Source organism: Pseudomonas sp. Gutcm_11s (genome assembly GCF_028649395.1).
GTDB lineage: Bacteria > Pseudomonadota > Gammaproteobacteria > Pseudomonadales > Pseudomonadaceae > Aquipseudomonas.
The window spans coordinates 84,347-105,959 of record NZ_JAQSUW010000015.1 but is presented as its reverse complement, the minus strand read 5'-3'; the positions used below and the strand labels follow the sequence as shown (position 1 = coordinate 105,959).

The following is a 21,613-nucleotide window of genomic DNA, read 5'->3' as shown; positions in this document are numbered from 1 at the left end:
GATTCATCGCGCCACGGTCGCTTGCAGCTAGACTCTGCCGTTCAACTGCCCGTGGTCCAAGGAGAACCGCCATGCTCAAAGCCGAATACCAACACCGCGGCAAGGTCCCGCAGGACGTGATCGAAGCGGTCAAGCTGGAACTGCCGCCGCTGGCCGCTGGCCAGGCACTGATCAAAGTGCTGGCCGCGCCAATCAACCCCTCCGACGTACTCACCCTGACCGGCGAATACGGCATGCTGCCACCGCTGCCAGCCGTCGGCGGCAACGAGGGCGTTGGCCGCGTCGAGCAACTGGGTGAAGGCGTCAGTAACGTCAAGGTCGGCCAGACCGTGCTGCTGCCAGTCGGTTGCGGTACCTGGGTGACCCACCTGAACGCCCCTGCCGCCAAGCTGATCCCGCTGCCGGACGCCGATCCGCAGCAGCTGGCGATGATGACCATCAACCCGCCGACCGCCTCCCTGCTGCTCAGCCAGTTCGTCGATCTGCAGCCGGGCAACTGGGTGATCCAGAACGCCGCCAACTCCGGCGTCGGCGGCTACCTGATCCAGCTGGCCAAGCTGCGCGGCTTCAAGACCATCAACGTGGTGCGCCGTGAGGCGGCCGTGGCCGGTCTGAAGGCCGAAGGCGGCGACGTGGTGCTGGTCGACGGCCCCGACCTGCACAAGCGCGTGCGCGAAGCCACCGGCGGCGCCAACGTGATGCTCGGCATCGACGCAGTCGGCGGCAAGGCCACCGACCATGTCGCGGCCTGCCTGAGCGAGGGCGGCACCCTGGTGAACTACGGCCTGATGAGCGGCGAGCCGTGCCAGGTGTCGGCTTCCTCCTTCGTCTTCCGCGACGTGACCCTGCGCGGCTTCTGGCTGGCCAAGTGGTTCCAGAAGGCCACTCCGGCCGAGCAGATGAAGGTGTTCGGCGAGCTGACCCAGCTGATCGCCAGCGGCAAGCTCAAGGCGCGCATCGCCGCGACCTACAACGTCAGCCAGATCAAGGAAGCGATCGCCGCGGCCGCCAGCGGCGAGCGCGACGGCAAGATCCTGATCGTGCCCTGATCGCTACAGGCATGAAAAAGGGGCCCCTCGGGGCCCCTTTTCGTTTCACTCCGCAGAAGGCTTCTTGCGCTTCAGCGGGGCCAGGCCGTCCTGGCTGACCAGCCCAGACGCCGGCTTGGGCGCATTCGGGCGGCGCTTGGGCGCGGTCTTGCTGGCCGACTTCTTGGCACCGTCCTTCTTGTCGGTCTTTTTCTTCTTCACGCCGACGGCCTTGCCGGATGCCTTGACGTTCTTCGGCCCCTGGTAGCTGCCCTTCAACTCCGCGATGGTGCGGCGTTCGAAGCGCTGCTTGAGGTAGCGCTCGATGCTCGACATCAGGTTCCAGTCGTTGTGGCAGATCAGCGACACCGCCAGGCCATCGGCGCCGGCGCGACCGGTACGGCCGATGCGGTGCACGTACTCGTCGCCGGAACGCGGCATGTCAAAGTTGATCACCAGGTCCAGGCCCTCGATATCCAGGCCGCGGGCCGCCACGTCGGTGGCCACCAGCACCTTGGAGCCGCCCTGCTTGAGCCGGTCGATGGCCAGCTTGCGGTCCTTCTGGTCCTTGTCGCCGTGCAGCACGAAGGCCTTGTAGTCCGCAGCTACCAGACGGCCGTACAGGCGGTCGGCTTGCACCCGGGTATTGGTGAAGACGATGGCCTTGCGGTAGGTCTCGTTGGTCAGCAGCCAGTGCACCAGGCGCTCTTTGTGCCCCGGGTCGTCGGCAGTGATGATCTGCTGGATGGTGGTCTCGCTCAGCTGATCGACGCTGTTGAGCTTGAGGTGCACCGGCTCGCGCAGCACCTTGGCGATCATCTCGCGCAGCACCTTGCCGCCGCCGGTGGCGGAGAACAGCAGGGTCTGCTGGCGGTTGGCGCATTCCTTGGTGATGCGCTCGATGTCCTCGGCGAAGCCCATGTCGAGCATGCGGTCCGCCTCGTCCAGCACCAGCACCTCGACACCATTGAGCTTCAGGCTGCCGGCGTTGAGGTGCTCCATCAGGCGGCCCGGGGTGGCGATCAGCAGGTCCGGCTGGCGGCGCAGCATGGCCGCCTGTTCCTTGAAGTCCTCACCGCCGGTGACCAGCGCCGATTTGATGAAGGTGAACTGGGAGAAGCGCTCGGCTTCCTTGAGGATCTGCTGGGCCAGCTCGCGGGTCGGCAGCAGGATCAGCGAGCGCACGTCGGTGCGCTGCTTCGAGGTGGCATCGCCGAGCAGGCGATTGAACAACGGCAGGAGGAAGGCCGCAGTCTTGCCGCTGCCGGTCTGCGCCGTCACCCGCAGGTCACGCCCTTCCAGCGCCGGCGGGATGGCCACCAGCTGCACCGGCGTCGGCTCGGTGAAGTTCAGCTCGGCGACGGCCTTGAGCAGGCGTTCATGCAGGGCGAATTGGGAGAACACGGGAGACACCTCGAAACATACGAAAACAGCTGCATAGGTTACCGTTTGCGCGCGTCCTCCGCACGGTGCAGTCCGTCGAACAGCAAAAAACGCTGTGGCTGCGGGCCTCTCCAGCCCCATACTGTGGCACTTGGCCACTTAATCAGAGTTCTTGGATGTCTCTGCCAGCCTCCCTGCTGATCGCTTCCCGCCCTCGCCCCGCGCGCATCAGCGCCGAGCAACAGCCCGCCTTCCGGGCCTACGTCAAGAATCACTACCGTGGCTTTCTGCTGGCGATCAACCTGATCGCGATGATCGCCTACGACCTCTACGTGTTCGCCGACGCCTTGCTGATCCCGGACATGGCGCTCGAATCGCTGCTGCTGCGCGGTGGCCTCAGCCTAGTCGGCCTGGTCAACATCTACCTGGTGTTCCGCTACAGCCGCAGCGTGCTGCTGATGGACATGCTGATGCCGATCCACGACATCATCTCCACCATCGCCTGGTTCGAGCTGCTCAAACGCAGCGAATCGCCCGACGTGGCGAGTTTCCTGTTCGCCTCGGTGGTCTTCGTGCTGCTCGCCAACCTTGGCGTGCGCTACTCGTTCCGCGGCATCCTGGCCTGCTCGCTGGTGATCTCGGCGATCACCCTGGGCAACGTTTGGCTGCTCTATGGCGGCGACAGCAAGGCGGTGCTGATCTACGTCCTGGTGTTCCTGCCGGTGGCCCTGTTCAGCCTGTTCATCAGCTGGACCAACATCCGCAGCGTGAAGCGCGCCTTCCTCGCCGACCAGGAGGAACGCCAGCAGCGCGCCGAACTGGCCACCCTGACCCTGCAGCTGCAGGAGCTGGCACACACCGACCCGCTGACCCTGACCGGCAACCGCCGCGCCTTCGACCACGCCATGCAGCTCAGCTGGCAGCAGATGCAGCAGGGCGGCCGCCCGTTCGCCCTGCTGCTGGTGGATATCGACTACTTCAAGCCCTACAACGACCACTACGGCCACCAGGCCGGCGACACCTGCCTGCGCCAGGTCGCCGAATCCATGCTGGCGGCGATGCGCAGCGGCCAGGCCAAGCTGTACCGCTATGGCGGCGAAGAGTTCGCCATCCTTCTCGATGGCTGCCGGCGCAGCGAGCTGCAGCGCATCGCCGAGCGCCTGCGCCAGCAGGTCGAGGGCCTGGGCCTGGCGCACCAGCACCGCGTGGACCGCCTCGGCCACATCACCATCAGCATCGGCGCCGTGCTAGCCAGCCCGGCCCAGGGCGAGATCGAACAGCTGCTCAAGGGCTGCGACGAGCTGCTCTACCGGGCTAAGCAGGAAGGCCGCAACCGCGTGTGCATGGAGTCGACCGGAGACGAGTGATCGTTTTTTGCACATTTCTGACTCCAAGGTTAGAATGCGCGCCGCTCGCCATCCCGGCCGGCATGGGTTCCCTAACCCCATTCACTAAAAAGGTCTGCATCATGCCGCCACTCGCCGCATCCAATCCGCGCTTCGCCCTGCCGGCGCTGATCGCTTTCCACATCGCCATCATCATCGCCAGCAACTACCTGGTGCAGCTGCCGATCACCCTGTTCGGCTGGCACACCACCTGGGGCGCCTTCAGTTTCCCGTTCATCTTCCTGGCCACCGACCTGACCGTGCGTCTGCTCGGCAAGACGCCGGCACGCAAGGTGATCGCCCGAGTGATGATCCCGGCCCTGCTTGCCTCCTACGTGGTCTCGGTGCTGTTCCAGGAAGGCGCCTTCCGCGGCCTGTCCGCGCTCGGCGACTACAACGAATTCGTCCTGCGCATCTCGGTCGCCAGCTTCCTCGCCTACGTGCTCGGCCAGTTGCTCGACATCCAGGTGTTCGACCGCCTGCGCCAGCTGCCACAGTGGTGGATCGCGCCGACCGCCTCGACCATCATCGGCAACCTGCTGGACACCTTCGCGTTCTTCTCGGTGGCCTTCTGGCGCAGCGACAACCCGTTCATGGCCGAGCACTGGGTGGAGATCGCCACGGTGGATTACGGGGTCAAGCTGGCCGTCAGCCTGATGCTCTTCGTGCCGCTCTACGGCCTGCTGCTGAATGCCCTGCTGCGCATGCTCGGCGGTCGTCGCGACGCTCTGGTCTGAGGCTTTGGCGGCTGCCCCTGGCAGCTTTACCCATTCCTGACACTTCGCTTACCCCCCCTTAGCAGAGCGCTTTCTATAGTGGCGGACATCCAAATCCGCCCTGTAGAAATCGATGTCCAGACGTCCGCGCTACCTCATCCCCGCCCTCGCCGTCACCGCAGTCCTGCTCGGTGGCTACGCCCTCAAGACCTGGCTGCAACCCGGCCAGGGCAGCAATGGCCTGCTCACCGCCGAGGTGCGTGGCGCCGACATCGAACAGCGGGTGATCGCCACCGGCACCCTGGAGGCCTACAAGCAGGTCAGCGTCGGCGCCCAGGTGTCCGGGCAGATCACCAAGCTGCACGTGGACTTCGGTGACCAGGTCAAGCAGGGCGAGCTGATCGCCGAGATCGACTCGCTGACCCAGCAGAACGACCTGGCCAATGCCAAGGCCGCACTGGCCAATGTCAAGGCGCAGCGCGCCGTGCAGGCCGCCAGCCTGAAGAAGGCGCAGCTGGCCTTCAGCCGGCAGAAGACCATGCTGGCGCAGAACGCCAGCTCGCGTGAGGACTACGAGAGCGCCGAGGCCGACCTCAACACCGCCAAGGCCCAGGTCGCCGCACTCGACGCGCAGATCCAGCAGGCGCAGATCCAGGTCTCCACCGCCGAGGTCGACCTCGGCTACACCCAGATCACCGCGCCCATCGACGGCACCGTGGTCGGCGTGGTGGTCAAGGAAGGCCAGACAGTGAACTCCGCCCAGTCGGCGCCGACCCTGGTCAAGCTGGCCCAGCTCGACCAGATGACCGTACGCGCCGAAATCTCCGAGGCCGACGTGGTGCGGGTCAAGCCCGGCCTGCCGGTGTACTTCACCATCCTCGGCGAGCCCGGCAAGCGCTACAGCGCCACCCTGCGCATGGTCGAGCCGGCACCGGATTCGATCAACGACAGCGACAGCTCCTCCAGCTCGTCGTCCAGCACCACCTCCACCGACACCGCCATCTACTACATGGGCGTGTTCGACGTGCCCAACCCGGACGGCAAGCTGCGCATTTCCATGACCACCGAGGTCAGCATCGTCCTCGACTCCGCCAGCGATACCCCGAGCATCCCGGTCTCGGCCCTGGGCAGCGCCAACCGCGACGGCAGCTACACCGTGCAGGTGCTCGGCCGTGGCGGCAAGGTCGAGGAGCGGCAGATCCGCACCGGCCTGGAAGACTCGATCAATGCCCAGGTCGTCGACGGCCTGGCGCTGGGCGACAAGGTCGTGCTCGGCGACGCCGCCGCCGGCTCCAGCACCACCCTGCGCATGCGCGGCCCGGGCATGAGGCTGTGACATGGCACTGCTAGAACTGCGCGGCCTGCGCCGCGAATTCCCGGCCGGCGAGCAGACCGTCGCCGTACTCAAGGACGTCGACCTGGCCGTCGAACAGGGCGAGATGGTTGCCATCATCGGCGCCTCCGGCTCGGGAAAATCGACCCTGATGAACATCCTCGGCTGCCTCGACCGGCCGAGCGCCGGCACCTACCGCATCGCCGGCCGCGAGACCGGGCAGCTGAATGCGGACGAGCTGGCCGAACTGCGCCGCGAATACTTCGGCTTCATCTTCCAGCGCTACCACCTGCTCGGCGACCTCGACGCTGTGGGCAACGTGGAAGTGCCGGCGATCTACTCCGGCAAGGACGCGGCCAGCCGCCACCAGCGCGCCGAAGCCCTGCTGCAGCGCCTGGGCCTGGGCGAGCGCCTGGGCCATCGCCCCAGCCAGCTTTCCGGCGGCCAGCAGCAGCGGGTGTCGATCGCCCGCGCGCTGATGAACGGCGGCCAGGTGATCCTCGCCGACGAACCCACCGGCGCGCTGGACAGCCACAGCGGCGAGGAGATGCTCAAGCTGCTGCGCGAGCTGCACGCCGCCGGGCACACAGTGATCATCGTCACCCACGACATGAAGGTGGCGGAAACCGCCGACCGCATCATCGAGATCAGCGATGGCCAGATCATCGCCGACCGCCGCCTGCGCAACGCTGCAGACGACACGCGCGCGCTCGAGGAGCCGGCGCAGGCCCGGGAGGCCAACGCCCTGCGCGCCAGCTTCGGCCAGTTCCGCGAAGCCTTGCGCATGGCCCTGCTGGCCATGTTCTCGCACAAGCTGCGCACCTTCCTGACCATGCTCGGCATCATCATCGGCATCGCCTCGGTGGTCTCGGTGGTCGCGCTCGGCCAGGGCTCGCAGCAGAAGATCATGGAGAACATCAGCGCCATCGGCACCAACACCATCGACATCTTCCCCGGCAGCGGCTTCGGCGACCGCCGCTCGGCGCGCATCCAGACCCTGGTGCCAGCCGACGCCGATGCGCTGGCCGGGCAGACCTTCGTCGACAGTGTCACGCCGTCGGTATCCAGCTCCGGCACCCTGCGCTACCGCGACCAGGCGCTGACCGTCTCCACCAGCGGCGTCGGCGAGCAGTTCTTCCGCGCCAAGGGCTACACCTTCGCCCAGGGCCGCGCGTTCGACGCCAAGGCGGTGCGCGAGTCGGCGCAGGACGCGGTGATCGACGACAACAGCTACAAGAAGCTGTTTGCCGGCAAGCCAGCGCTCGGCGAGGTGATCCTGCTGGGCAACGTGCCGGTGCGCATCGTCGGCGTGCTCAACCCGATCCAGAGCAACTTCGGCGGCAGCGACCAGCTGCGCGTGTACCTGCCCTACACCGCGGTGATGAACCGCATGCTCGGCCAGTCGTACCTGGAGAGCATCACCGTACGGGTCGACGACAGCGTGTCCAGCGACGCCGCCGAGCAGGGCATCATCCGCCTGCTCAAGCGCCGTCACGGGGTGCAGGACTTCTTCGTGATGAACACCGACACCATCCGCCAGACCATCGAGAAGACCAGCCAGACCATGACCCTGCTGATCTCGGCCATCGCCCTGATCTCGCTGCTGGTCGGCGGCATCGGCGTGATGAACATCATGCTGGTGTCGGTCACCGAGCGTACCCGCGAGATCGGCGTACGCATGGCGGTGGGCGCGCGGCAGAGCGACATCCTGCGTCAGTTCCTCATCGAGGCAGTGCTGGTGTGCCTGATCGGCGGCACCCTCGGCGTGCTCTCGGCGCTGGCCTTCGGCGCGGTGTTCAGCCACTTCACCAGCGAGTTCAGCCTGGTGTTCTCGGCCGGTTCCATCGTCGCCGCCTTCCTCTGCTCCACCGTCATCGGCCTGGTGTTCGGCTTCCTGCCGGCCCGCAACGCCGCCCGTCTCGACCCTGTCGACGCCCTGTCCCGGGAGTAAGCAAGTGAACCGTTTTCCCGCAACACCCCTCCTCCTGGCCCTGGCGATCACCCTCGGCGGCTGCGGCTCGCTGATCGAAACGCCCTACCAGCAACCCGCCGTGCAGGTACCGGCCGACTGGCAGCAGCAGGCCGAACGCCAGGCCGGCAGCCAGGCCGACTGGTGGAAGGCCTTCGGCGATGCCCAGCTCGATAGCCTGGTGGAACAGGCGCTGGCGAAGAACAACGACCTCGGCAGCGCCCTGCTCAATATCCGCCGCGCCCGCCTGCAGGCCGGCCTGGCCCGCGAGGCGCAGTGGCCACAGCCCTCCGCCGGCTTCGACGCCGGACGCAGCCGCGACCTCGGCGGTGGTGGCAGTACCTCGCACAGCTACGCGCTGAGCGGCTCGGTGGGCTGGGAGGCCGACCTGTGGAACCGCCTCGGCAGCGCCACCGAGGCTGCCGAGCTGGAGGCCCTGGCCACCGAGCAGGACTACGCCGCCACGCGCCTGTCGCTGATCGGCACCGTCGCCACCCTGTATTGGCAGATCGCCTATCTCAACGAGCGCCTCGCCGCGGCCAACGCCAGCATCGACTATGCGCGGCAGACCCTGGCCCTGGTGCAGGTGCAGTACAACGCCGGGCAGGCCTCCTCGCTGGAGCTGGCCGAGGCACAGCAGAGCCTGGAGAGCCAGTTGGCCGCCGAAGTCGACCTGCGCCAGCAGCGCGTGGAGCAGCGCAACGCCCTGGCGGTGCTGTTCGACGGCGTCGCACCGGTAGAAATGGAAGAACCGCAGAGCCTGCTGCACAGCACCCTGCCGGCCGTAGATGCCGGCCTGCCCGCCGCGCTGTTGGGACAGCGACCGGACCTGCGCGCCGCCGAACTGCGCCTGCGCAGCAACCTGAAGAGCGTCGACGCCACACGTGCCAGCTACTACCCGGACCTCAGCCTGACCGGAACGCTGGGCTACTCCAGCACCGCATTGGGCGAGCTGCTGAAGAACCCGGTCGGCGCCCTGGGTGCCGGCCTCACCCTACCCTTCCTGCAGTACCGGCAGATGCAGCTAGACATCGACGTGTCGAAGACAGACTACGAGCTGGCCGTGACCAGCTTCCGCCAGACCCTGTACGAGGCCCTGGCAGATGTGGAAAACAACCTCGCCGGCCGCCGCCATTACGCCGAGCAGGAAGGCATGCGCAGCCGCGCCCTGGATGCGGCGCAGGAGGCCGAGCGCATCTATCGCATCCGCTACCAGTCCGGCGCCGAGACGCTGCAGTCGTGGCTGACCGCCCAGGAAACCCGGCGCAGCGCCGAGATCACCCTGTCGGAGAACCACCTCAACCAGCTACTCAACTACATCAACCTGAGCCAGGCACTGGGCGGCAGCTCGCCCACCGCAGGCACGCCCCAGGCCTGATCGATGCAGGCGGGCGGCAGGCAAGCGCAACGGGAACTACAACTAGCTGAGCGGCTCCAAACTCGTACAGTCTCAGGAGTTGACCATGCGCATCCTGCCTCTCGCCCTCGCCGGTCTGCTGATCCTGCCCGCGCACTCGCTGAGTGCCGCGCCCAAGCACGACAAGCACGACAAACATGGCGGCGACCCGGACGTCACCGTCGACCTGCGTGGACCGAGCATCGATATCGGCAGGGTGCGCGTGGTACTCGGCGAGAACCGCAACCTGATCGGCCCGGCGGACTCGCTGCCGCCGGGCATCCGCAAGAACCTGGCGCGCGGCAAGCCGCTGCCGCCGGGCATCGCCAAGCGCTTCGACAACCGCCTGCTCGGCCAGCTACCGCATTACGACGGCTACGAATGGCGCCAGGTCGGTACCGACGTGGTGCTGGTCGCCCTGGCCAGCGGCCTGATCTACGAAATCATCGATAACGTGCTCGACTGACAGCCACTGCGGGGGGCCGATGAAACCAGCATTGATCTACAACGTCGCCGCCAGCCTGGACGGCTACATTGCCCGCCCGGATGGCCTGGAAGACTGGCAGTACGGCCCCGAGCCATCAGGCGACGAGCACGGCTACACGCGCTTCTACGACGGCATCGACGGCCTGCTGATGGGCCGCGCCACCTATGACGTGATCAGGCACCAGGGCGGCGCCTGGCCCTATGCCGGCAAGCCCTGCGTGGTGCTCGCGCGCAATCCGCTGGAGCACCCGCCAACGGATGTCGAAGGCCGCCACTGCACCCCGGCCGAGGCCCTCGATGAGCTTGCCGCCCGCGGCTGCCAACGGATCTGGCTGGTCGGCGGCGGCACCCTGGCCGGCAACTGCCTGGCCGCCGGCCTGCTCGACGAGCTGGTGGTCAGCCTCATCCCCTACCTGCTGGGCGCCGGCGTACCGCTGTTCGCCACGGGCCTGGAACGGCGCCTGCTGCTATGCGGGCAACACCGTTTCAGCAACGGCGTGATGCAGCTGCATTACCGAGTCCTCGCAGAGGACGCCTAGCTCTGCCGCCGCGCCTGCTTGCGCAGCAGGCGCGCGCTGTCCCAGCCGGTGAGCAGTACCGCCAGCCAGATCGGCGCATAGGTCCACAGCTGTTGCGGGGCGAAGCTCTCGCCGAGGAACAGCACCACCACGCCGAACAGCAGTACCGGCTCCACGTAGCTGAGAATGCCGAACAGCCCCAGCGGCAGCAGGCGGCTGGCCGCCATCATGGCGCCGAACGCCAGGGCGCTGAGCAGGCCCAGGCCCGGCAACAGCCACCACAGCTGCGGCGCCTGGGTGAACACCGCCACCGGGCCGTAGGCATGGATCAGCCAGATGGCCAGCGGCGCCAGCACCAACATCTCCAGCACGAAGCCGGACAGGGCATCCAGCTTCATCCAGCGGCGCAGCATGAAGTACGGCGGGTAGCCCAACGCGGCGACCAGGGTGATCCAGGAGAAGGCGCGGGTCAGCCACAGCTCATGGGCCACGCCGACCAGCGCGCAAGCCACAGCGATGCTTTGCAGCGGGCGCAGGCGCTCGCCGTAGAACAACCGGCCGGCCAGAACCATGGCCAGCGGCAGCAGGAAGTAACCGAGCGAGACGTCGAGCATGCGCCCGGCCAACGGTGCCCAGACGAACAGGTACCACTGCACGCCCATCAGCGCCGCCGCCACCGGCAGCGCCAGCAACAACAAGGGCTCGCGGCTCAGGCGCTGGAAGGCGGCGCCGAGTACGCCCCACTGGCGCGCCAGGGCCACCAGCAACAGTACCGCCGGAATCGACCAGAGGATGCGCTGGGCGAATACCTGCAGGCCATCCAGCGGCGCCAGCTCGCGCACATAGCCGGGAATCAGGACGAACATCACCGACGCCGCCACCGACAGCGCCACACCACGACCCGACAACTGCACTTTCGCCTCCGACCCACCGATTCAAGGTGCGCTATGGCAGCACATGCCGTTCAATATTTCAAACACAGAAAGCAGAAATACTGGCCATACACTTCATCCCCGACCGCCGTCACGCTTCTGCGCACCGCCGAAAACACCTTAGACTCGCAGCCCCGTGCCAGCCCATCGGCGAGTCCAGCGTGCCTTACCCTTCCGAGCCATCGCCACCGCCAGCCGCCACAACGCTCGAGGAGTTCTGGCGTGACCCGGCCCTGCCGCAGGTGGAGAGCCGCCGCGCCTGCCACAGCCGTGCCTGCTACAAGCCACACAGCCACCCGACGTTCTCCATCGGCGCGGTAGACGAGGGGCGCAGCCTGTTCAGCGGCGCCGGCGACCAGCCCGTGGCCCTGCACCCCGGCATGCTGGTACTGGTGCCGGCGGAGCGCGTGCACTCCTGCAACCCGGCGAGCGGGACGGCCTGGAGCTACCAGATGCTGCACCTGGATGCCGCCTGGCTGCACGCGCTGCGCCATGAGTCGGCGCTGGGCTCGGTGGCGGCCGACGAACCCGTGCGGATAGTCGATGAGCCCGCGCTCTATGCGCGCTTCTGTCAGCTCAACGCCCTGCTCTTCTCCGACGCCGCCGCAGTGGACAAGGAGGCCGCGCTGATCGAGTTCATCGGTGACTGCGACGCCAGGCCGGCTCGTGGCATCGAGGTGCCCGGCCCCGACGCCGCTCAGGCTGAACGCCTGCAGCCGGCGTTCGAGCGGCTGCAGCGCTCGCCGGCCGCCGATGTCCCGCTGCACGAACTGGCGCAGCTGAGCGAGATGAGCCGCTACCAGTTGATCCGCACCTTCCGCGCCGCCACCGGCATGACGCCGCATGCCTGGCAGCTCAACCTGTGCATCAACCTGGCCAAGGAGCAGCTGCTGGCCGGCGCGAGCCTGGCGGATGTGGCCTACGGCCTGGGCTTCGCCGACCAGGCGCACTTCCAACGGGTGTTCAAGGCATACACCGGCATCACTCCCGGACGCTTCCGCGTCTAGGCCTGCAATTTTCTTCAATACCCGGCAGGGCCCCGGCTGACACGCTGCGAAAAATTCGAGCGAGTCGCCATGCAACAGTTTCTCTTCATCGCCGCCGCGCACTTCCTGGCGTTGCTGTCTCCCGGTCCCGACTTCTTCCTTATCGCGCGCACCTCGCTGGCTGCCGGCTGGCGGGTGGCCAGCGGTGCCTGCCTGGGCATCGCGCTGGCCAACGCGCTATTCATCGTCGCCGCCTTCGCCGGCACGGCGGCGCTGCAGCCCGGCAGCGAGCTGTTCGTAGCCCTGCAGCTGGCCGGCTGCGCCTACTTGCTGTACCTCGGCGTGCTGTTTCTGCGCCATGCCGGCAGCACGCCACTCGCCGTCGCCGCCACCAGCACGGCACCGCAGATCGACGCCTGGTGGCGCGCCGCAGGCATGGGTTTTCTGTCCGGCATCCTCAATCCGAAGAACGCACTGTTCTACGTCAGCCTGGCGGCGATGCTGACGCCGCCGCACACCAGCGCGTTCTGGAAGACCCTGTACGGCGTCTGGATGTTCGCCGTGGTACTGCTGTGGGATGTGCTGGTGGCGCTGCTGATCGGCAACCAGGCCGTGCTGGCACGCTTCACCCGCGCCCTGCCGTGGCTGGAGCGCCTCTCGGGCGTCGCCCTGATCCTGCTCGCGCTGGGTGTGCTGGGCCTGCTCTGGCTGCGCTGAGCAGTACCCCGAGTATTTTTCGCGGGCAATAAAAAACCGGCCCGCCGGGAGGAGCACCCATGCGAGCCGGTGGACGGGCCGAGGAGATCGGCCCCAGGGGAGAGTCGGTGAATCAGGCGACCTGAGCCAGTTGCTCGCGAGCCTTGGCCAGGCCCTGCTCGAGGAACTCGGCGCCCATGTTCAGGCCCTCGGCGTGGATGAACTGCACGTCGTGGATACCGATGAAGGCCAGCGCCTGACGCAGGTAGGGCTCCTGGTGGTCCAGGCCGCTACCGGCGTAGATGCCGCCACGAGCGGTCAGTACGTAGGCACGCTTGCCGGTGAGCAGGCCCTGCGGGCCGGTCTCGGTGTACTTGAAGGTGACGCCGGCACGCAGCACGTGGTCCAGCCAGGCTTTCAGGGTGCTGGGGATGGCGAAGTTGTACATCGGCGCAGCCAGCACCAGCACGTCGGCAGCCAGGACTTCATCGGTCAGCTGGTTGGAACGGGCAGCGGCGGCCTTCTCGGCATCGCTCTGCTGGTCGGCGGGCTTCATCCAGCCGGCGAGCAGGGTTTCGTCCAGGTGCGGCACCGGCTGCTTGGCCAGGTCACGAACGCTCACTTGGTCTTGCGGGTGGGCGGCTTGCCATTGGGCGATGAAGTCGGCGGTCAGCTGACGGGATACGGAACCTTCCTGGCGGGCGCTGCTTTCGATAACGAGGATGCGGGACATTTGGCTAACTCCATCGGGGTTGTTTGGCTTCGATGGGGTGCAGATTATGGTCAGCCAATAAGATAAAAAAGCGCAAATATCCGCTATAAACAATCAATAAAGTTGATTTATAGCAAGGCCGCCTCTAGGCTCACTTCGGCTCGCAGGTAACGTCCACGCGCAGCTTGATGATGTTGCGGGCGAAGCGCACGGTCATGTTGCTGGTATCGCCGGCCTTCAGTTCGGCCGAGCGCGTACGCGGAGCCTCTGGGCCGTTGCGGAACACCGCCTTGCACTTGGCGTCTGCTTCACCGTAGTTGTACAGCGTGGCGCCACCGATATTGCTGTCGATCTCCTGGACGGTGGCCGACACCTCGGCGCCATTCATCTGCTTCTTCAGCTCGGTCGGATAGGCGAAGGCGGTCAGCGGCAACAGCGCGAGCAGGGCCAGGCAGCAATTTTTCATCGGTATCTCCTTGTTAGGGGGTGCCCAGATTAGAGAAGAGGAAGCGGCGATGAAAGCGCCCCGTGTCACCCTGGAACAATGGCGAACCCTGCAGGCGGTGGTCGACCATGGCGGCTTCGCCCAGGCCGCCGAGGCCATGCACCGTTCGCAGTCGTCGGTGAGCTACACGGTGGCGCGCATGCAGGAGCAGCTGGGTGCGCCGCTGCTACGCATCGACGGGCGCAAGGCGGTGCTGACCGAAGCTGGCGAGGTGCTGCTGCGCCGCTCGCGGCAACTGGTCAAGCAGGCCAGCCAGCTGGAGGAACTGGCCCACCACATGGAACAGGGCTGGGAAGCCGAGGTGCGCCTGGTAGTGGACGCCGCCTACCCCACCGCCAACATCGTGCGCACCCTCTCCGCCTTCATGCCGCAGAGCCGCGGTTGCCGCGTGCGTTTGCGCGAGGAAGTGCTGTCAGGCGTCGAGGAGGTGCTCACCGAGGGCTCCGCCGACCTGGCCATCAGCGCCCTCAACATCACCGGTTACCTGCCCATCGAACTGGGCGAGATCGAGTTTCTCGCCGTGGCGCACCCGGAGCACCCGCTGCATCGCCTGCAGCGCAGCGTTACCTTCCAGGACCTGGAAGGCCAGATGCAGGTGGTGACGCGCGACAGCGGCCGCGTGCAGCCCCGCGATGCCGGCTGGCTCGGCGCCGAACAGCGCTGGACGGTGGGCAGCCTGCCTACCGCGCGCACCTTCGTCTCCAGCGGCCTGGGCTTCGCCTGGCTGCCGCGCCACCTGATCGCCCGCGAGCTGGAAGAAGGTTTGCTCAAGCCACTGCCGATGGAACAGGGCGGCACGCGCATGCCGCGCTTCTATCTGTATGCGAACAAGGACAAGGCACTCGGCCCGGCCACGCAGATCCTCATCGAACTGATCAAGAACTTCGATGGCGCGCCGCTGGGTGCGCCCTTCGCCGCCCCGCTGCCCCAGGCCTGAGGACCGCGCCATGTCCTACTTCGAACACGCCGGCTGCCAGCTGCACTACGAAGACCGTGGCCACGGCGAGGCGGTGCTGCTGGTCCACGGCCTGGGCTCGAGCATCCAGGACTGGGAGTTCCAGATTCCCCACCTGCTGCAGAAGCACCGCGTACTGGCCATCGACCTGCGCGGCCACGGCCGCTCCGGCAAGCCGCGCGAGCGCTACAGCATGGCCGGCTTCGCCGCCGACGTGGCCGCACTGATCGAGCACCTGGGCCTGAGCCAGGTGCATCTGGTCGGTATCTCCATGGGCGGCATGGTCGGCTTCCAGCTCGGCGTCGATCGCCCGCAGCTGCTGCGCAGCCTGACCATCGTCAACAGTGGCCCCGAGGTACGCGCCAAGAGCGCTGGCGACTGGTGGATGCTGGCCAAGCGCTGGAGCCTGTCGCGCCTGCTGAGCATGGACGCCATCGCCAAGGGCCTGGCCCGTGTGCTCTTCCCACGCCCGGAACAGGCAGAGCTGCGGGCCAAGGTCGAACAACGCTGGCCGCAGAACGACAAGCACGCCTACCTCAGCAGCCTGGATGCGATCATCGGCTGGAGCGTGCGCGAACGCCTGCCGGCCATCACCTGTCCTACCCTGGTGGTCACCGCCGACCGCGACTACACGCCGGTGGCGCTCAAGGAAGCCTATGTCCGCGAGCTGCCCGACGCCCGCCTGGTGGTGATCGAGCGCTCGCGCCATGCCACGCCGATGGACCAGCCCGAACGATTCAATGCCGTCCTGGACGAATTTCTCGCCCAGGTCGCACCGTCTCAACCGCAACAAGAAAACAAGGACCCGCAATCATGCTGAAGCAACTCCTCCTCTCCGCCTGTGGCCTGCTGCTGAGCACCAGCCTGCTGGCCGCGGAGAACCCGCACGTGCTGCTGACCACCAGCTACGGCGACATCGAGATCGAACTGAACGCCGAGAAGGCGCCGATCAGCACGCAGAACTTCCTCGGCTACGTCGACGCCGGCTTCTACAACGGCACCCAGTTCCACCGCGTCATCCCCAACTTCATGGTCCAGGGCGGCGGCTTCGATGCCAACATGCGCGAGAAGGACACCTTCAAGCCGATCAAGAACGAAGCCGACAACGGCCTGCGCAACGACCGCGGCACCATCGCCATGGCCCGCACCCAGGTAGTCGATTCGGCCACCAGCCAGTTCTTCATCAACCACAAGAACAATGACTTCCTCAACCACGGCGGCCGTGACTTCGGCTACGCGGTGTTCGGCAAGGTGGTGCGCGGCATGGATGTGGTCGACCGCATCGCCGGCGTGCGCACCAGCAACCGTGGCATGCACCAGAACGTACCGGTCGAGCCGGTGCTGATCCTCACCGCGAAGAAGCTGTAACTACTGCTCTATCGGTGCAGCCGCTGCGGCGGCTGCACCCTCTCCCTCAGCGCAGATAGGCGCCCGCCTTGCGCTCCAGCAGTTCGATCAGCTCCGGCTGCATGAACTGGTAGTCATCGGCAATCGCCAGGCAGATCACCCGCCGCCCCTTGAGCAACGCGCCAAAGCGCTGCTGCAGGCGACGCTGGTGGACCCGTTCCATGACGAAGATCAGCTCGGCCCACTCGACCTGCTCGGCGCACAACTGCACCTCGGCATCCGGCGCCAGCCCGGCCGAATCGCTTTCCACCCCGGGCCAGGCGGCAAAGATCTGCTCCGCCGTGGGGCTGCGCAGGCGGTTGCGACTGCAGATGAACAGGGCGCGCGGCATCTCAGCAACCCGCCTGGCGATAGGGCAGCAACTCACGCGCCTGCTCGGCATAGGCCTGTACGGCCGGGCGCTCCTCGTCTAGGAAATTCGCTACCGCGGCGCGCAGGCCGGGATGTAACAGGTAGTGCCAGGAACGGGTGATGACCGGCTCGAAGCCGCGGATCAGCTTGTGCTCGCCCTGGGCGCCGGCGTCGAAGTGCTGCAGGCCCTCGCCGATGGCGCGCTCGATGCCCTGGTAGAAGCAGGTCTCGAAGTGCAGGCGGTCGAAGTCGCCCAGACAACCCCAGTAACGCCCGTAGAAGCTGCCGCCGGCCACCAGACTGAAGGCCATCGCCACCGCTCGCCCGCCCTGGCGCGCGCTGACCACACGGATCGCCTCCGGCATGCGCTCGGCCAGCAGGCTGAAGAACTCGCGCGTCAGGTAAGGGGCGCGGCGGCGCACATGGTAGGTACTCGCGTAGCAGGCGTAGACGAAATCCCAGTCCGCCTCGCTCAGCTCGGCACCTTGCTGCCAGCGGAACTCGATGCCCTGCCCGGCCACCTGCTCGCGCTCCTTGCGCAGTTGCTTGCGCTTGCGCGAGTTGAGCGCGTCGAGGAAGTCCTGGAAGTCGCGATAGCCGTGGTTGCGCCAGTGGTACTGGCAGTCCAGACGCTGCAGCCAGCCGTCACGACCCTCGAACAACGCATCGTCCTCATCGCGCAGGAAGTTGATATGCAGCCCGGACAACCCCTCCGGCTCCAGGCTCGCCGTCAGCTCGTCGAGCAGCGTGCCCAGCTGCAGTGGGTCCCCCAGCAGACGCGGCCCTGTGACCGGGCTGAACGGCACGGCGCCAAGCAGCTTGGGGTAATAGGCGATGCCGGCACGCTGGCAGGCCTCGGCCCAGCCCATGTCGAACACGTATTCGCCGAAGGAGTGCTGCTTCAGGTAGGCCGGCAAGGCGGCCAGCACTTCGCCCGTATCGGCACGCAGCAGTCGGTGGGATGGCTGCCAGCCGGTGCGCGCACCGACGCTGCCGCTGTCCTCCAGCGCTGAGAGGAAGGCGTGACGCAGGAAGGGTTGTGCCTCGGGCAACAGGGCGTCCCAGGCGGTGGGCTGGATATCGGCGAGGCGGTGCAGGATGTGAAGAGACATGCCGCCAGTCTGGCGACTAGCACAGGCAAAAAAAAGCCCCGCGGATGCGGGGCTCAGTAAGGAGCATCAATACAACGTTTTACTGCTTAGAAGACGTACTGGGCACGCATTACGAAGCCGTCGCCGTCGTCGTCGCCATTGGAGTTGGTGGCGTTGTCGACCTTGGACTTGACGTACACGCCGCTGATCTTCACCGACTCGTTGGCGTACCAGTTCAGACCGAGGTTGTGCACTTTGCCCTCGACGTCGTCCTTGGTGGCGAAGCTGCCGTTGTCGTCTTCGGCGCTGATGTTGTCGTAGCGGTAGAAGACTTCCCAGGCGCCGATCTGCTTGTTGGCAGGCTTGATCGCGTCGAACTTGCCGAGCTTGTAGCCACGAGCCTCACCGGTAAGGGTGTAGGCGGCCTGGATGTAGTAACCGTCAGCGTCGATGTCCTCGTAGGCAGCATCGTCGGCTTCCAGACTGCGGGAAACGTACTCACCCTGCAGGGAGAACGGGCCCATGGCCCAGGCCGCTTCCAGGCCCCAGGCGGCGTCGTCGCCGAAGGCGCCGGCCGGAGTCACTTCGGCACCAGCCAGGGTCAGGCGGTTGCCGTTGTCGCCAGCATCCTGACCACCGTCGGTGCTCACGCCACGCATGCCCAGGCGGCTGCGGATACGGCCGTCGAAGGCGGTATCGGACAGGTCGCGGTAGGCGTAGTTGACGCCGAAGTGCAGGACGTTGCCGGCTTCGTACATCGGGGCGAACACACCGCGCAGGTTGAACTGCGGAGCGCTGTCGCCGTCTTCGGTGGAGTTGGTGGCGTCCTTGGCGAACACACCAGCGGAACCGTACAGGGTCGGGCCGACGTTGCCGGAAACCTGCAGACCCATGCCGCCGTTGTGGCCGTTGGCCCAGTCAACCAGGTCATAGGCAGCGGTACGCTCTTGAGCGGTTACCCACTTGGAGCTGGTGGCTTTTTCCAGACCGAACTCCGGATCGAAGCGACCGACCTTGATGGAGACCGGGGCGAAACCGTTGTAGGCCAGGGAAGCCTCGTCGAAGTAACCGTCTTCCTTGCGGTTGTCACCGCCGGCGTTCTGCGACAGGTCGTAGTTGATCTGGTAGGCCCAGTCGGTGTACAGCACGCCGCCCAGTTCTACGAAGGCACGACGGAAGTAACCGGCGTCGGCAGTGTTGCCGTTCTTGGTGTAGAAGCCATCGAAGCGGCTGTAGTCAGCCTGGATACGACCGCCCAGCTTGAAGCTGAAGGCCTTGTCGGTGGTGCCCACTTCCAGGCCACCTTTGGTCTTGATCATGATGTCGGCGCCGTCAGTGGTGACGGTACCGGCGAAAGCCTGGGCGGAAATGGCCAGGGCCAGGGCGCTGGCAGCAAAACCGGCGAAGTGCTTCATGAAGGATTCCCCTTTTGGTCTTAGAAAAACACTGGGCTTGGCCCTGCGTGTTGGGGGGGAATCTTGGCGGGGGGTTATTTCAGCCCAGTTGCCGTTATATGAAAATTCTATGACAGAGGAACTTTTTACTTCCTGCGACGATAACCAGCGAAGTGCCGCGCAGACTGGGCTTGCGCCTGTTCAACGGCGGCCAAAGCCTCTCGCCAACCAGTGATCGAGACTTACCCAGCGTCCCGCTCCGGTGAAGAACAGACTCAGCAGCATGAGCAGGTATGTCACGGCGAATTCGATGCCGTTGTTCAGCACCACCAGGCGACCACTGCTGGTCAGCCACGAGTAGTCGCCATGCTCCTGCAGGATCGCGCGGGCGCGCTCCAGCTTCTGCGCCGCGGCCAGCACGCGCTCGTTGGCAAAGGGCGCAGACGGATCGGCGATGGCCTGCCAGCCGTACGGCCAGTGCACGGCGAAAATCGCCACCAGCATGGTCACCATCAGTGGCACGCTGATCCAACGCACGGCCAGGCCACTCAGCAAGAGCAGCGCCCCTCCCGCCTCGGTCAGCGCCGCCAGCCAGGCCAGCAGCTCGGGAAACGGTAGGCCCAGCCCCCAGTCCGGATTGCCGAACCAGGCGATGGTGGCGTCTATGTCCGCCAGCTTGTGCGTGCCGGCCATCCAGAACACCGGCACCAGGTACAGGCGCAGCAACAGCGGTGCGAGAAAATCCAGGCGACGACTAGCGTCCAGAGCGGCCTGGAGGCGCTTGAGCAGGTTCAGCATGTTGTTCTCCCGGACTGGGCGGCGTGCCCAGCCCCTTCAGGCAAGAGGTGGAAACCAGATGTCCTGGCGCTGCCAGTCATCCAGCAGCGCGCGGGCATTGGCGAAGTAGCGCTTGTCGGCCGCCAGGCCACTGGCCTCGGCCAGGTCCAGCAAGGCCTCCAGATGAGGCTGTCCGGCCTGCAGGCGCAGGGCCAGGTGGTAGGCGAAGGGCGACATCTGCTGGAAACGCACGCGCTCCTGCGCGTCGCGCCAGGCCAGCAGACAGGTCGGCTCGGCCAGTGGTTCAACAGGGCGGTATTCGCAGCTCAGACGCTGCACCGGCCAGGCGTATGCCAACGGCCAGGCCAACGGTGACCAACCCTGAAGCGGCAACGCTTCGGTGGCGATATCCAGGGCCAGTTCGACGCGCTCGTAATGCGCCAGCTCGGCGAGAAACGGCGGATCGTCCGGCTCCGCACCGCCACCCAGCTCCAGCCAGTCGACAAACTCACCACCGATCTGCAGGAAATACGGCGTAGCGGCCCGATGCCCGGCGAGGAAGGCCCGTACCAGGCGCTGCCGACGCGGTTCGCCGAGGATCCGGCAAAGCACCGGAAAACCACTGCGGATAAAGCCGTCGAGGTTGTTGAAGAACAGCTCCTCGTACACCGCCATGCGCTCGGTGGGCACCCCCTGCACCAGCGGTGTTCCGGGCTGGCGGATGCGTGCGGCGAAGGCCTGCTGGTCGCGCTGACTCATCGCCCGACCTCCCCTTGCAGCGTGCGGATGCGTCCTACCTCGGCATACAGCTCGGCCACCGGCGGGAAATTGAAGTCACGCTCCAGTAACGTCGGGCGTACACCATGTACTGCATAGGCATATGCCAGCAGCGCCCAGACCGGGTCTTCCACCGGCGCGCCGTGGGTATCGATCTTGAGGTCCGCAGCCTGGTCCATGTGCCCGGCCACATGCAGGTAGGCAATGCGCTCGCTGGGCATCGCCGCGATATAGGCGTGCGGGTCGAAGCCGAAATTGTGGGCGTTGACCTGCACGTTGTTGACGTCCAACAGCAAGCGGCAGTCAGCCTCCTCCAGCACCGCGCGGACGAAGTCAATCTCGTCCAGCTCGCCGGGCAGACGCGCATAGGCCGAGACGTTCTCGATGATCAACGGCCGCCCCAGCACCTCCTCGACCTGGCGGATGCGCGCGGCCACCCGGCGCACCGCATCATTGCTGAACGGCAGCGGCATCAGGTCGTACAGCTGGCCGTCGTCGGCGCAAGCCGACAGGTGCTCGCTGTAGCCACGGATGCCGTGCTCATCGAGGAAGGCCTTGATCGCACGTAGCAGTTCGAGATCCAGCGGCGCGTAGCCGCCGAGGTTGAGGGACAGGCCGTGGCAGAGGAACGGCAGGCGCTCGGTCAGCGCGCGCAGCTGACGACCGAATCGACCGCCGACGCCGATCCAGTTCTCCGGCGCGATCTCGAGGAAATCCACGTGCTCAGCTGCACTGTCCTGCAGCTCGCCGAGCAGGCCGCGACGCAGGCCCAGGCCCGCGCCGCTGACGAAGTTGCCGTTGGCCATGTCCCGTCGC

Annotated in this window: 23 protein-coding genes; 13 read left to right on the top strand and 10 right to left on the bottom strand. The window is 66.4% G+C overall.

The features are described 5' to 3' along the window. Positions 1-71: 71 nt before the first annotated feature. On the top strand, positions 72-1,049 hold the full coding sequence (locus tag PTT45_RS15440) for a zinc-dependent alcohol dehydrogenase family protein (RefSeq protein WP_273814420.1): 978 nt from the start codon (positions 72-74) through the stop codon (positions 1,047-1,049). A 45-nt stretch (positions 1,050-1,094) separates the two neighbouring features. On the opposite strand, the gene PTT45_RS15435 is transcribed toward PTT45_RS15440, so the two are convergent. Further along, positions 1,095-2,432 (bottom strand): DEAD/DEAH box helicase, encoded by a 1,338-nt coding sequence (locus PTT45_RS15435; protein WP_273814419.1) that lies wholly within the window; start codon positions 2,430-2,432, stop codon positions 1,095-1,097. Between the two features lie 155 nt (positions 2,433-2,587). On the opposite strand from PTT45_RS15435, the gene PTT45_RS15430 reads away from it, so the two are divergent. From PTT45_RS15430 to PTT45_RS15400, 7 genes are all read left to right on the top strand, one after another. Next, positions 2,588-3,778, top strand: coding sequence for a GGDEF domain-containing protein (locus tag PTT45_RS15430; protein WP_273814418.1), 1,191 nt, complete (start codon positions 2,588-2,590; stop codon positions 3,776-3,778). A 101-nt stretch (positions 3,779-3,879) separates the two neighbouring features. After that, positions 3,880-4,533 (top strand): 7-cyano-7-deazaguanine/7-aminomethyl-7-deazaguanine transporter, encoded by a 654-nt coding sequence (locus tag PTT45_RS15425; RefSeq protein WP_273814416.1) that lies wholly within the window; start codon positions 3,880-3,882, stop codon positions 4,531-4,533. Positions 4,534-4,645: 112 nt separating this feature from the next. Then, positions 4,646-5,848: an efflux RND transporter periplasmic adaptor subunit gene (locus tag PTT45_RS15420; protein ID WP_273814414.1), complete on the top strand. Its 1,203-nt coding sequence runs from the start codon at positions 4,646-4,648 to the stop codon at positions 5,846-5,848. A 1-nt stretch (position 5,849) separates the two neighbouring features. Next, positions 5,850-7,796, top strand: coding sequence for a MacB family efflux pump subunit (locus PTT45_RS15415; RefSeq protein ID WP_273814412.1), 1,947 nt, complete (start codon positions 5,850-5,852; stop codon positions 7,794-7,796). A gap of 4 nt (positions 7,797-7,800) precedes the next feature. Further along, positions 7,801-9,192 (top strand): efflux transporter outer membrane subunit, encoded by a 1,392-nt coding sequence (locus tag PTT45_RS15410; RefSeq protein WP_273814411.1) that lies wholly within the window; start codon positions 7,801-7,803, stop codon positions 9,190-9,192. 85 nt (positions 9,193-9,277) lie between these two features. After that, positions 9,278-9,676, top strand: coding sequence for an anti-virulence regulator CigR family protein (locus tag PTT45_RS15405; RefSeq protein ID WP_273814409.1), 399 nt, complete (start codon positions 9,278-9,280; stop codon positions 9,674-9,676). A gap of 19 nt (positions 9,677-9,695) precedes the next feature. Then, positions 9,696-10,235, top strand: a complete 540-nt coding sequence (locus PTT45_RS15400; protein ID WP_273814407.1) for a dihydrofolate reductase family protein — start codon at positions 9,696-9,698, stop codon at positions 10,233-10,235. On the opposite strand, the gene rarD is transcribed toward PTT45_RS15400, so the two are convergent. Next, entirely contained in the window at positions 10,232-11,128 is an 897-nt protein-coding gene (gene rarD, locus PTT45_RS15395; protein ID WP_273814406.1) for an EamA family transporter RarD, read from the bottom strand. The genes PTT45_RS15400 and rarD overlap by 4 nt on opposite strands. Positions 11,129-11,307: 179 nt before the next feature. On the opposite strand from rarD, the gene PTT45_RS15390 reads away from it, so the two are divergent. Together PTT45_RS15390 and PTT45_RS15385 are read left to right on the top strand one after the other, a co-directional pair. After that, positions 11,308-12,153, top strand: a complete 846-nt coding sequence (locus PTT45_RS15390; RefSeq protein ID WP_273814404.1) for a helix-turn-helix domain-containing protein — start codon at positions 11,308-11,310, stop codon at positions 12,151-12,153. Between the two features lie 69 nt (positions 12,154-12,222). Next, entirely contained in the window at positions 12,223-12,849 is a 627-nt protein-coding gene (locus PTT45_RS15385; protein ID WP_273814403.1) for a LysE family translocator, read from the top strand. A 112-nt stretch (positions 12,850-12,961) separates the two neighbouring features. Here PTT45_RS15385 and PTT45_RS15380 read toward each other — a convergent pair whose 3' ends face one another. After that, the gene (locus PTT45_RS15380) at positions 12,962-13,561 is read right to left on the bottom strand and encodes an FMN-dependent NADH-azoreductase (RefSeq protein ID WP_273814401.1); all 600 of its coding nucleotides are present in this window, start codon (positions 13,559-13,561) and stop codon (positions 12,962-12,964) included. A 130-nt stretch (positions 13,562-13,691) separates the two neighbouring features. Next, complete coding sequence (locus PTT45_RS15375) at positions 13,692-14,006, bottom strand: 3-phosphoglycerate kinase (RefSeq protein ID WP_273814400.1); 315 nt, start codon at positions 14,004-14,006, stop codon at positions 13,692-13,694. Positions 14,007-14,055: 49 nt separating this feature from the next. On the opposite strand from PTT45_RS15375, the gene PTT45_RS15370 reads away from it, so the two are divergent. The 3 genes from PTT45_RS15370 to PTT45_RS15360 are packed head-to-tail and all read left to right on the top strand — an operon-like array spanning position 14,056 to position 16,368. After that, entirely contained in the window at positions 14,056-14,982 is a 927-nt protein-coding gene (locus tag PTT45_RS15370) for a LysR family transcriptional regulator (RefSeq protein ID WP_273814398.1), read from the top strand. A gap of 10 nt (positions 14,983-14,992) precedes the next feature. Continuing rightward, positions 14,993-15,820, top strand: a complete 828-nt coding sequence (locus PTT45_RS15365; RefSeq protein ID WP_273814397.1) for an alpha/beta fold hydrolase — start codon at positions 14,993-14,995, stop codon at positions 15,818-15,820. Continuing rightward, the gene (locus PTT45_RS15360; RefSeq protein ID WP_273814396.1) at positions 15,814-16,368 is read left to right on the top strand and encodes a peptidylprolyl isomerase; all 555 of its coding nucleotides are present in this window, start codon (positions 15,814-15,816) and stop codon (positions 16,366-16,368) included. Before PTT45_RS15365 ends, PTT45_RS15360 begins: the two co-directional genes overlap by 7 nt. Before the next feature lie 46 nt (positions 16,369-16,414). Here PTT45_RS15360 and PTT45_RS15355 read toward each other — a convergent pair whose 3' ends face one another. The 6 genes from PTT45_RS15355 to PTT45_RS15330 all read right to left on the bottom strand — a co-directional run bounded on the left by PTT45_RS15355 (position 16,415) and on the right by PTT45_RS15330 (position 21,603). Continuing rightward, positions 16,415-16,738, bottom strand: coding sequence for a low molecular weight protein tyrosine phosphatase family protein (locus tag PTT45_RS15355; RefSeq protein ID WP_273814395.1), 324 nt, complete (start codon positions 16,736-16,738; stop codon positions 16,415-16,417). Between the two features lies 1 nt (position 16,739). Continuing rightward, a complete protein-coding gene (locus tag PTT45_RS15350; RefSeq protein ID WP_273814393.1) occupies positions 16,740-17,870 on the bottom strand; it encodes a GNAT family N-acetyltransferase in 1,131 nt (376 codons plus the stop codon). Between the two features lie 86 nt (positions 17,871-17,956). Next, a complete protein-coding gene (locus tag PTT45_RS15345) occupies positions 17,957-19,264 on the bottom strand; it encodes an OprO/OprP family phosphate-selective porin (protein WP_273814392.1) in 1,308 nt (435 codons plus the stop codon). Positions 19,265-19,444: 180 nt separating this feature from the next. Beyond that, positions 19,445-20,041 (bottom strand): HvfX family Cu-binding RiPP maturation protein, encoded by a 597-nt coding sequence (locus tag PTT45_RS15340; RefSeq protein WP_273814391.1) that lies wholly within the window; start codon positions 20,039-20,041, stop codon positions 19,445-19,447. 36 nt (positions 20,042-20,077) lie between these two features. Continuing rightward, a complete protein-coding gene (locus PTT45_RS15335; protein ID WP_273814390.1) occupies positions 20,078-20,779 on the bottom strand; it encodes an HvfC family RiPP maturation protein in 702 nt (233 codons plus the stop codon). Next, the gene (locus PTT45_RS15330; RefSeq protein WP_273814388.1) at positions 20,776-21,603 is read right to left on the bottom strand and encodes an HvfB family MNIO-type RiPP peptide maturase; all 828 of its coding nucleotides are present in this window, start codon (positions 21,601-21,603) and stop codon (positions 20,776-20,778) included. Before PTT45_RS15330 ends, PTT45_RS15335 begins: the two co-directional genes overlap by 4 nt. Positions 21,604-21,613: the final 10 nt, after the last annotated feature.

Excerpts from the sequence above, each read along its gene's own strand:
- PTT45_RS15370 (WP_273814398.1), top strand. The coding sequence starts at position 14,056 with ATGAAAGCGCCCCGTGTCACCCTGGAACAATGGCGAACCCTGCAGGCG.
- PTT45_RS15405 (WP_273814409.1), top strand. The coding sequence starts at position 9,278 with ATGCGCATCCTGCCTCTCGCCCTCGCCGGTCTGCTGATCCTGCCCGCG.
- PTT45_RS15365 (WP_273814397.1), top strand. The coding sequence starts at position 14,993 with ATGTCCTACTTCGAACACGCCGGCTGCCAGCTGCACTACGAAGACCGT.
- PTT45_RS15355 (WP_273814395.1), bottom strand. The coding sequence starts at position 16,738 with ATGCCGCGCGCCCTGTTCATCTGCAGTCGCAACCGCCTGCGCAGCCCC.
- PTT45_RS15380 (WP_273814401.1), bottom strand. The coding sequence starts at position 13,561 with ATGTCCCGCATCCTCGTTATCGAAAGCAGCGCCCGCCAGGAAGGTTCC.
- PTT45_RS15335 (WP_273814390.1), bottom strand. The coding sequence starts at position 20,779 with ATGAGTCAGCGCGACCAGCAGGCCTTCGCCGCACGCATCCGCCAGCCC.
- PTT45_RS15345 (WP_273814392.1), bottom strand. The coding sequence starts at position 19,264 with ATGAAGCACTTCGCCGGTTTTGCTGCCAGCGCCCTGGCCCTGGCCATT.
- PTT45_RS15430 (WP_273814418.1), top strand. The coding sequence starts at position 2,588 with ATGTCTCTGCCAGCCTCCCTGCTGATCGCTTCCCGCCCTCGCCCCGCG.
- PTT45_RS15425 (WP_273814416.1), top strand. The coding sequence starts at position 3,880 with ATGCCGCCACTCGCCGCATCCAATCCGCGCTTCGCCCTGCCGGCGCTG.
- PTT45_RS15440 (WP_273814420.1), top strand. The coding sequence starts at position 72 with ATGCTCAAAGCCGAATACCAACACCGCGGCAAGGTCCCGCAGGACGTG.
- PTT45_RS15375 (WP_273814400.1), bottom strand. The coding sequence starts at position 14,006 with ATGAAAAATTGCTGCCTGGCCCTGCTCGCGCTGTTGCCGCTGACCGCC.
- PTT45_RS15400 (WP_273814407.1), top strand. The coding sequence starts at position 9,696 with ATGAAACCAGCATTGATCTACAACGTCGCCGCCAGCCTGGACGGCTAC.
- PTT45_RS15330 (WP_273814388.1), bottom strand. The coding sequence starts at position 21,603 with ATGGCCAACGGCAACTTCGTCAGCGGCGCGGGCCTGGGCCTGCGTCGC.
- PTT45_RS15340 (WP_273814391.1), bottom strand. The coding sequence starts at position 20,041 with ATGCTGAACCTGCTCAAGCGCCTCCAGGCCGCTCTGGACGCTAGTCGT.
- PTT45_RS15385 (WP_273814403.1), top strand. The coding sequence starts at position 12,223 with ATGCAACAGTTTCTCTTCATCGCCGCCGCGCACTTCCTGGCGTTGCTG.
- PTT45_RS15350 (WP_273814393.1), bottom strand. The coding sequence starts at position 17,870 with ATGTCTCTTCACATCCTGCACCGCCTCGCCGATATCCAGCCCACCGCC.
- PTT45_RS15420 (WP_273814414.1), top strand. The coding sequence starts at position 4,646 with ATGTCCAGACGTCCGCGCTACCTCATCCCCGCCCTCGCCGTCACCGCA.
- PTT45_RS15415 (WP_273814412.1), top strand. The coding sequence starts at position 5,850 with ATGGCACTGCTAGAACTGCGCGGCCTGCGCCGCGAATTCCCGGCCGGC.
- PTT45_RS15360 (WP_273814396.1), top strand. The coding sequence starts at position 15,814 with ATGCTGAAGCAACTCCTCCTCTCCGCCTGTGGCCTGCTGCTGAGCACC.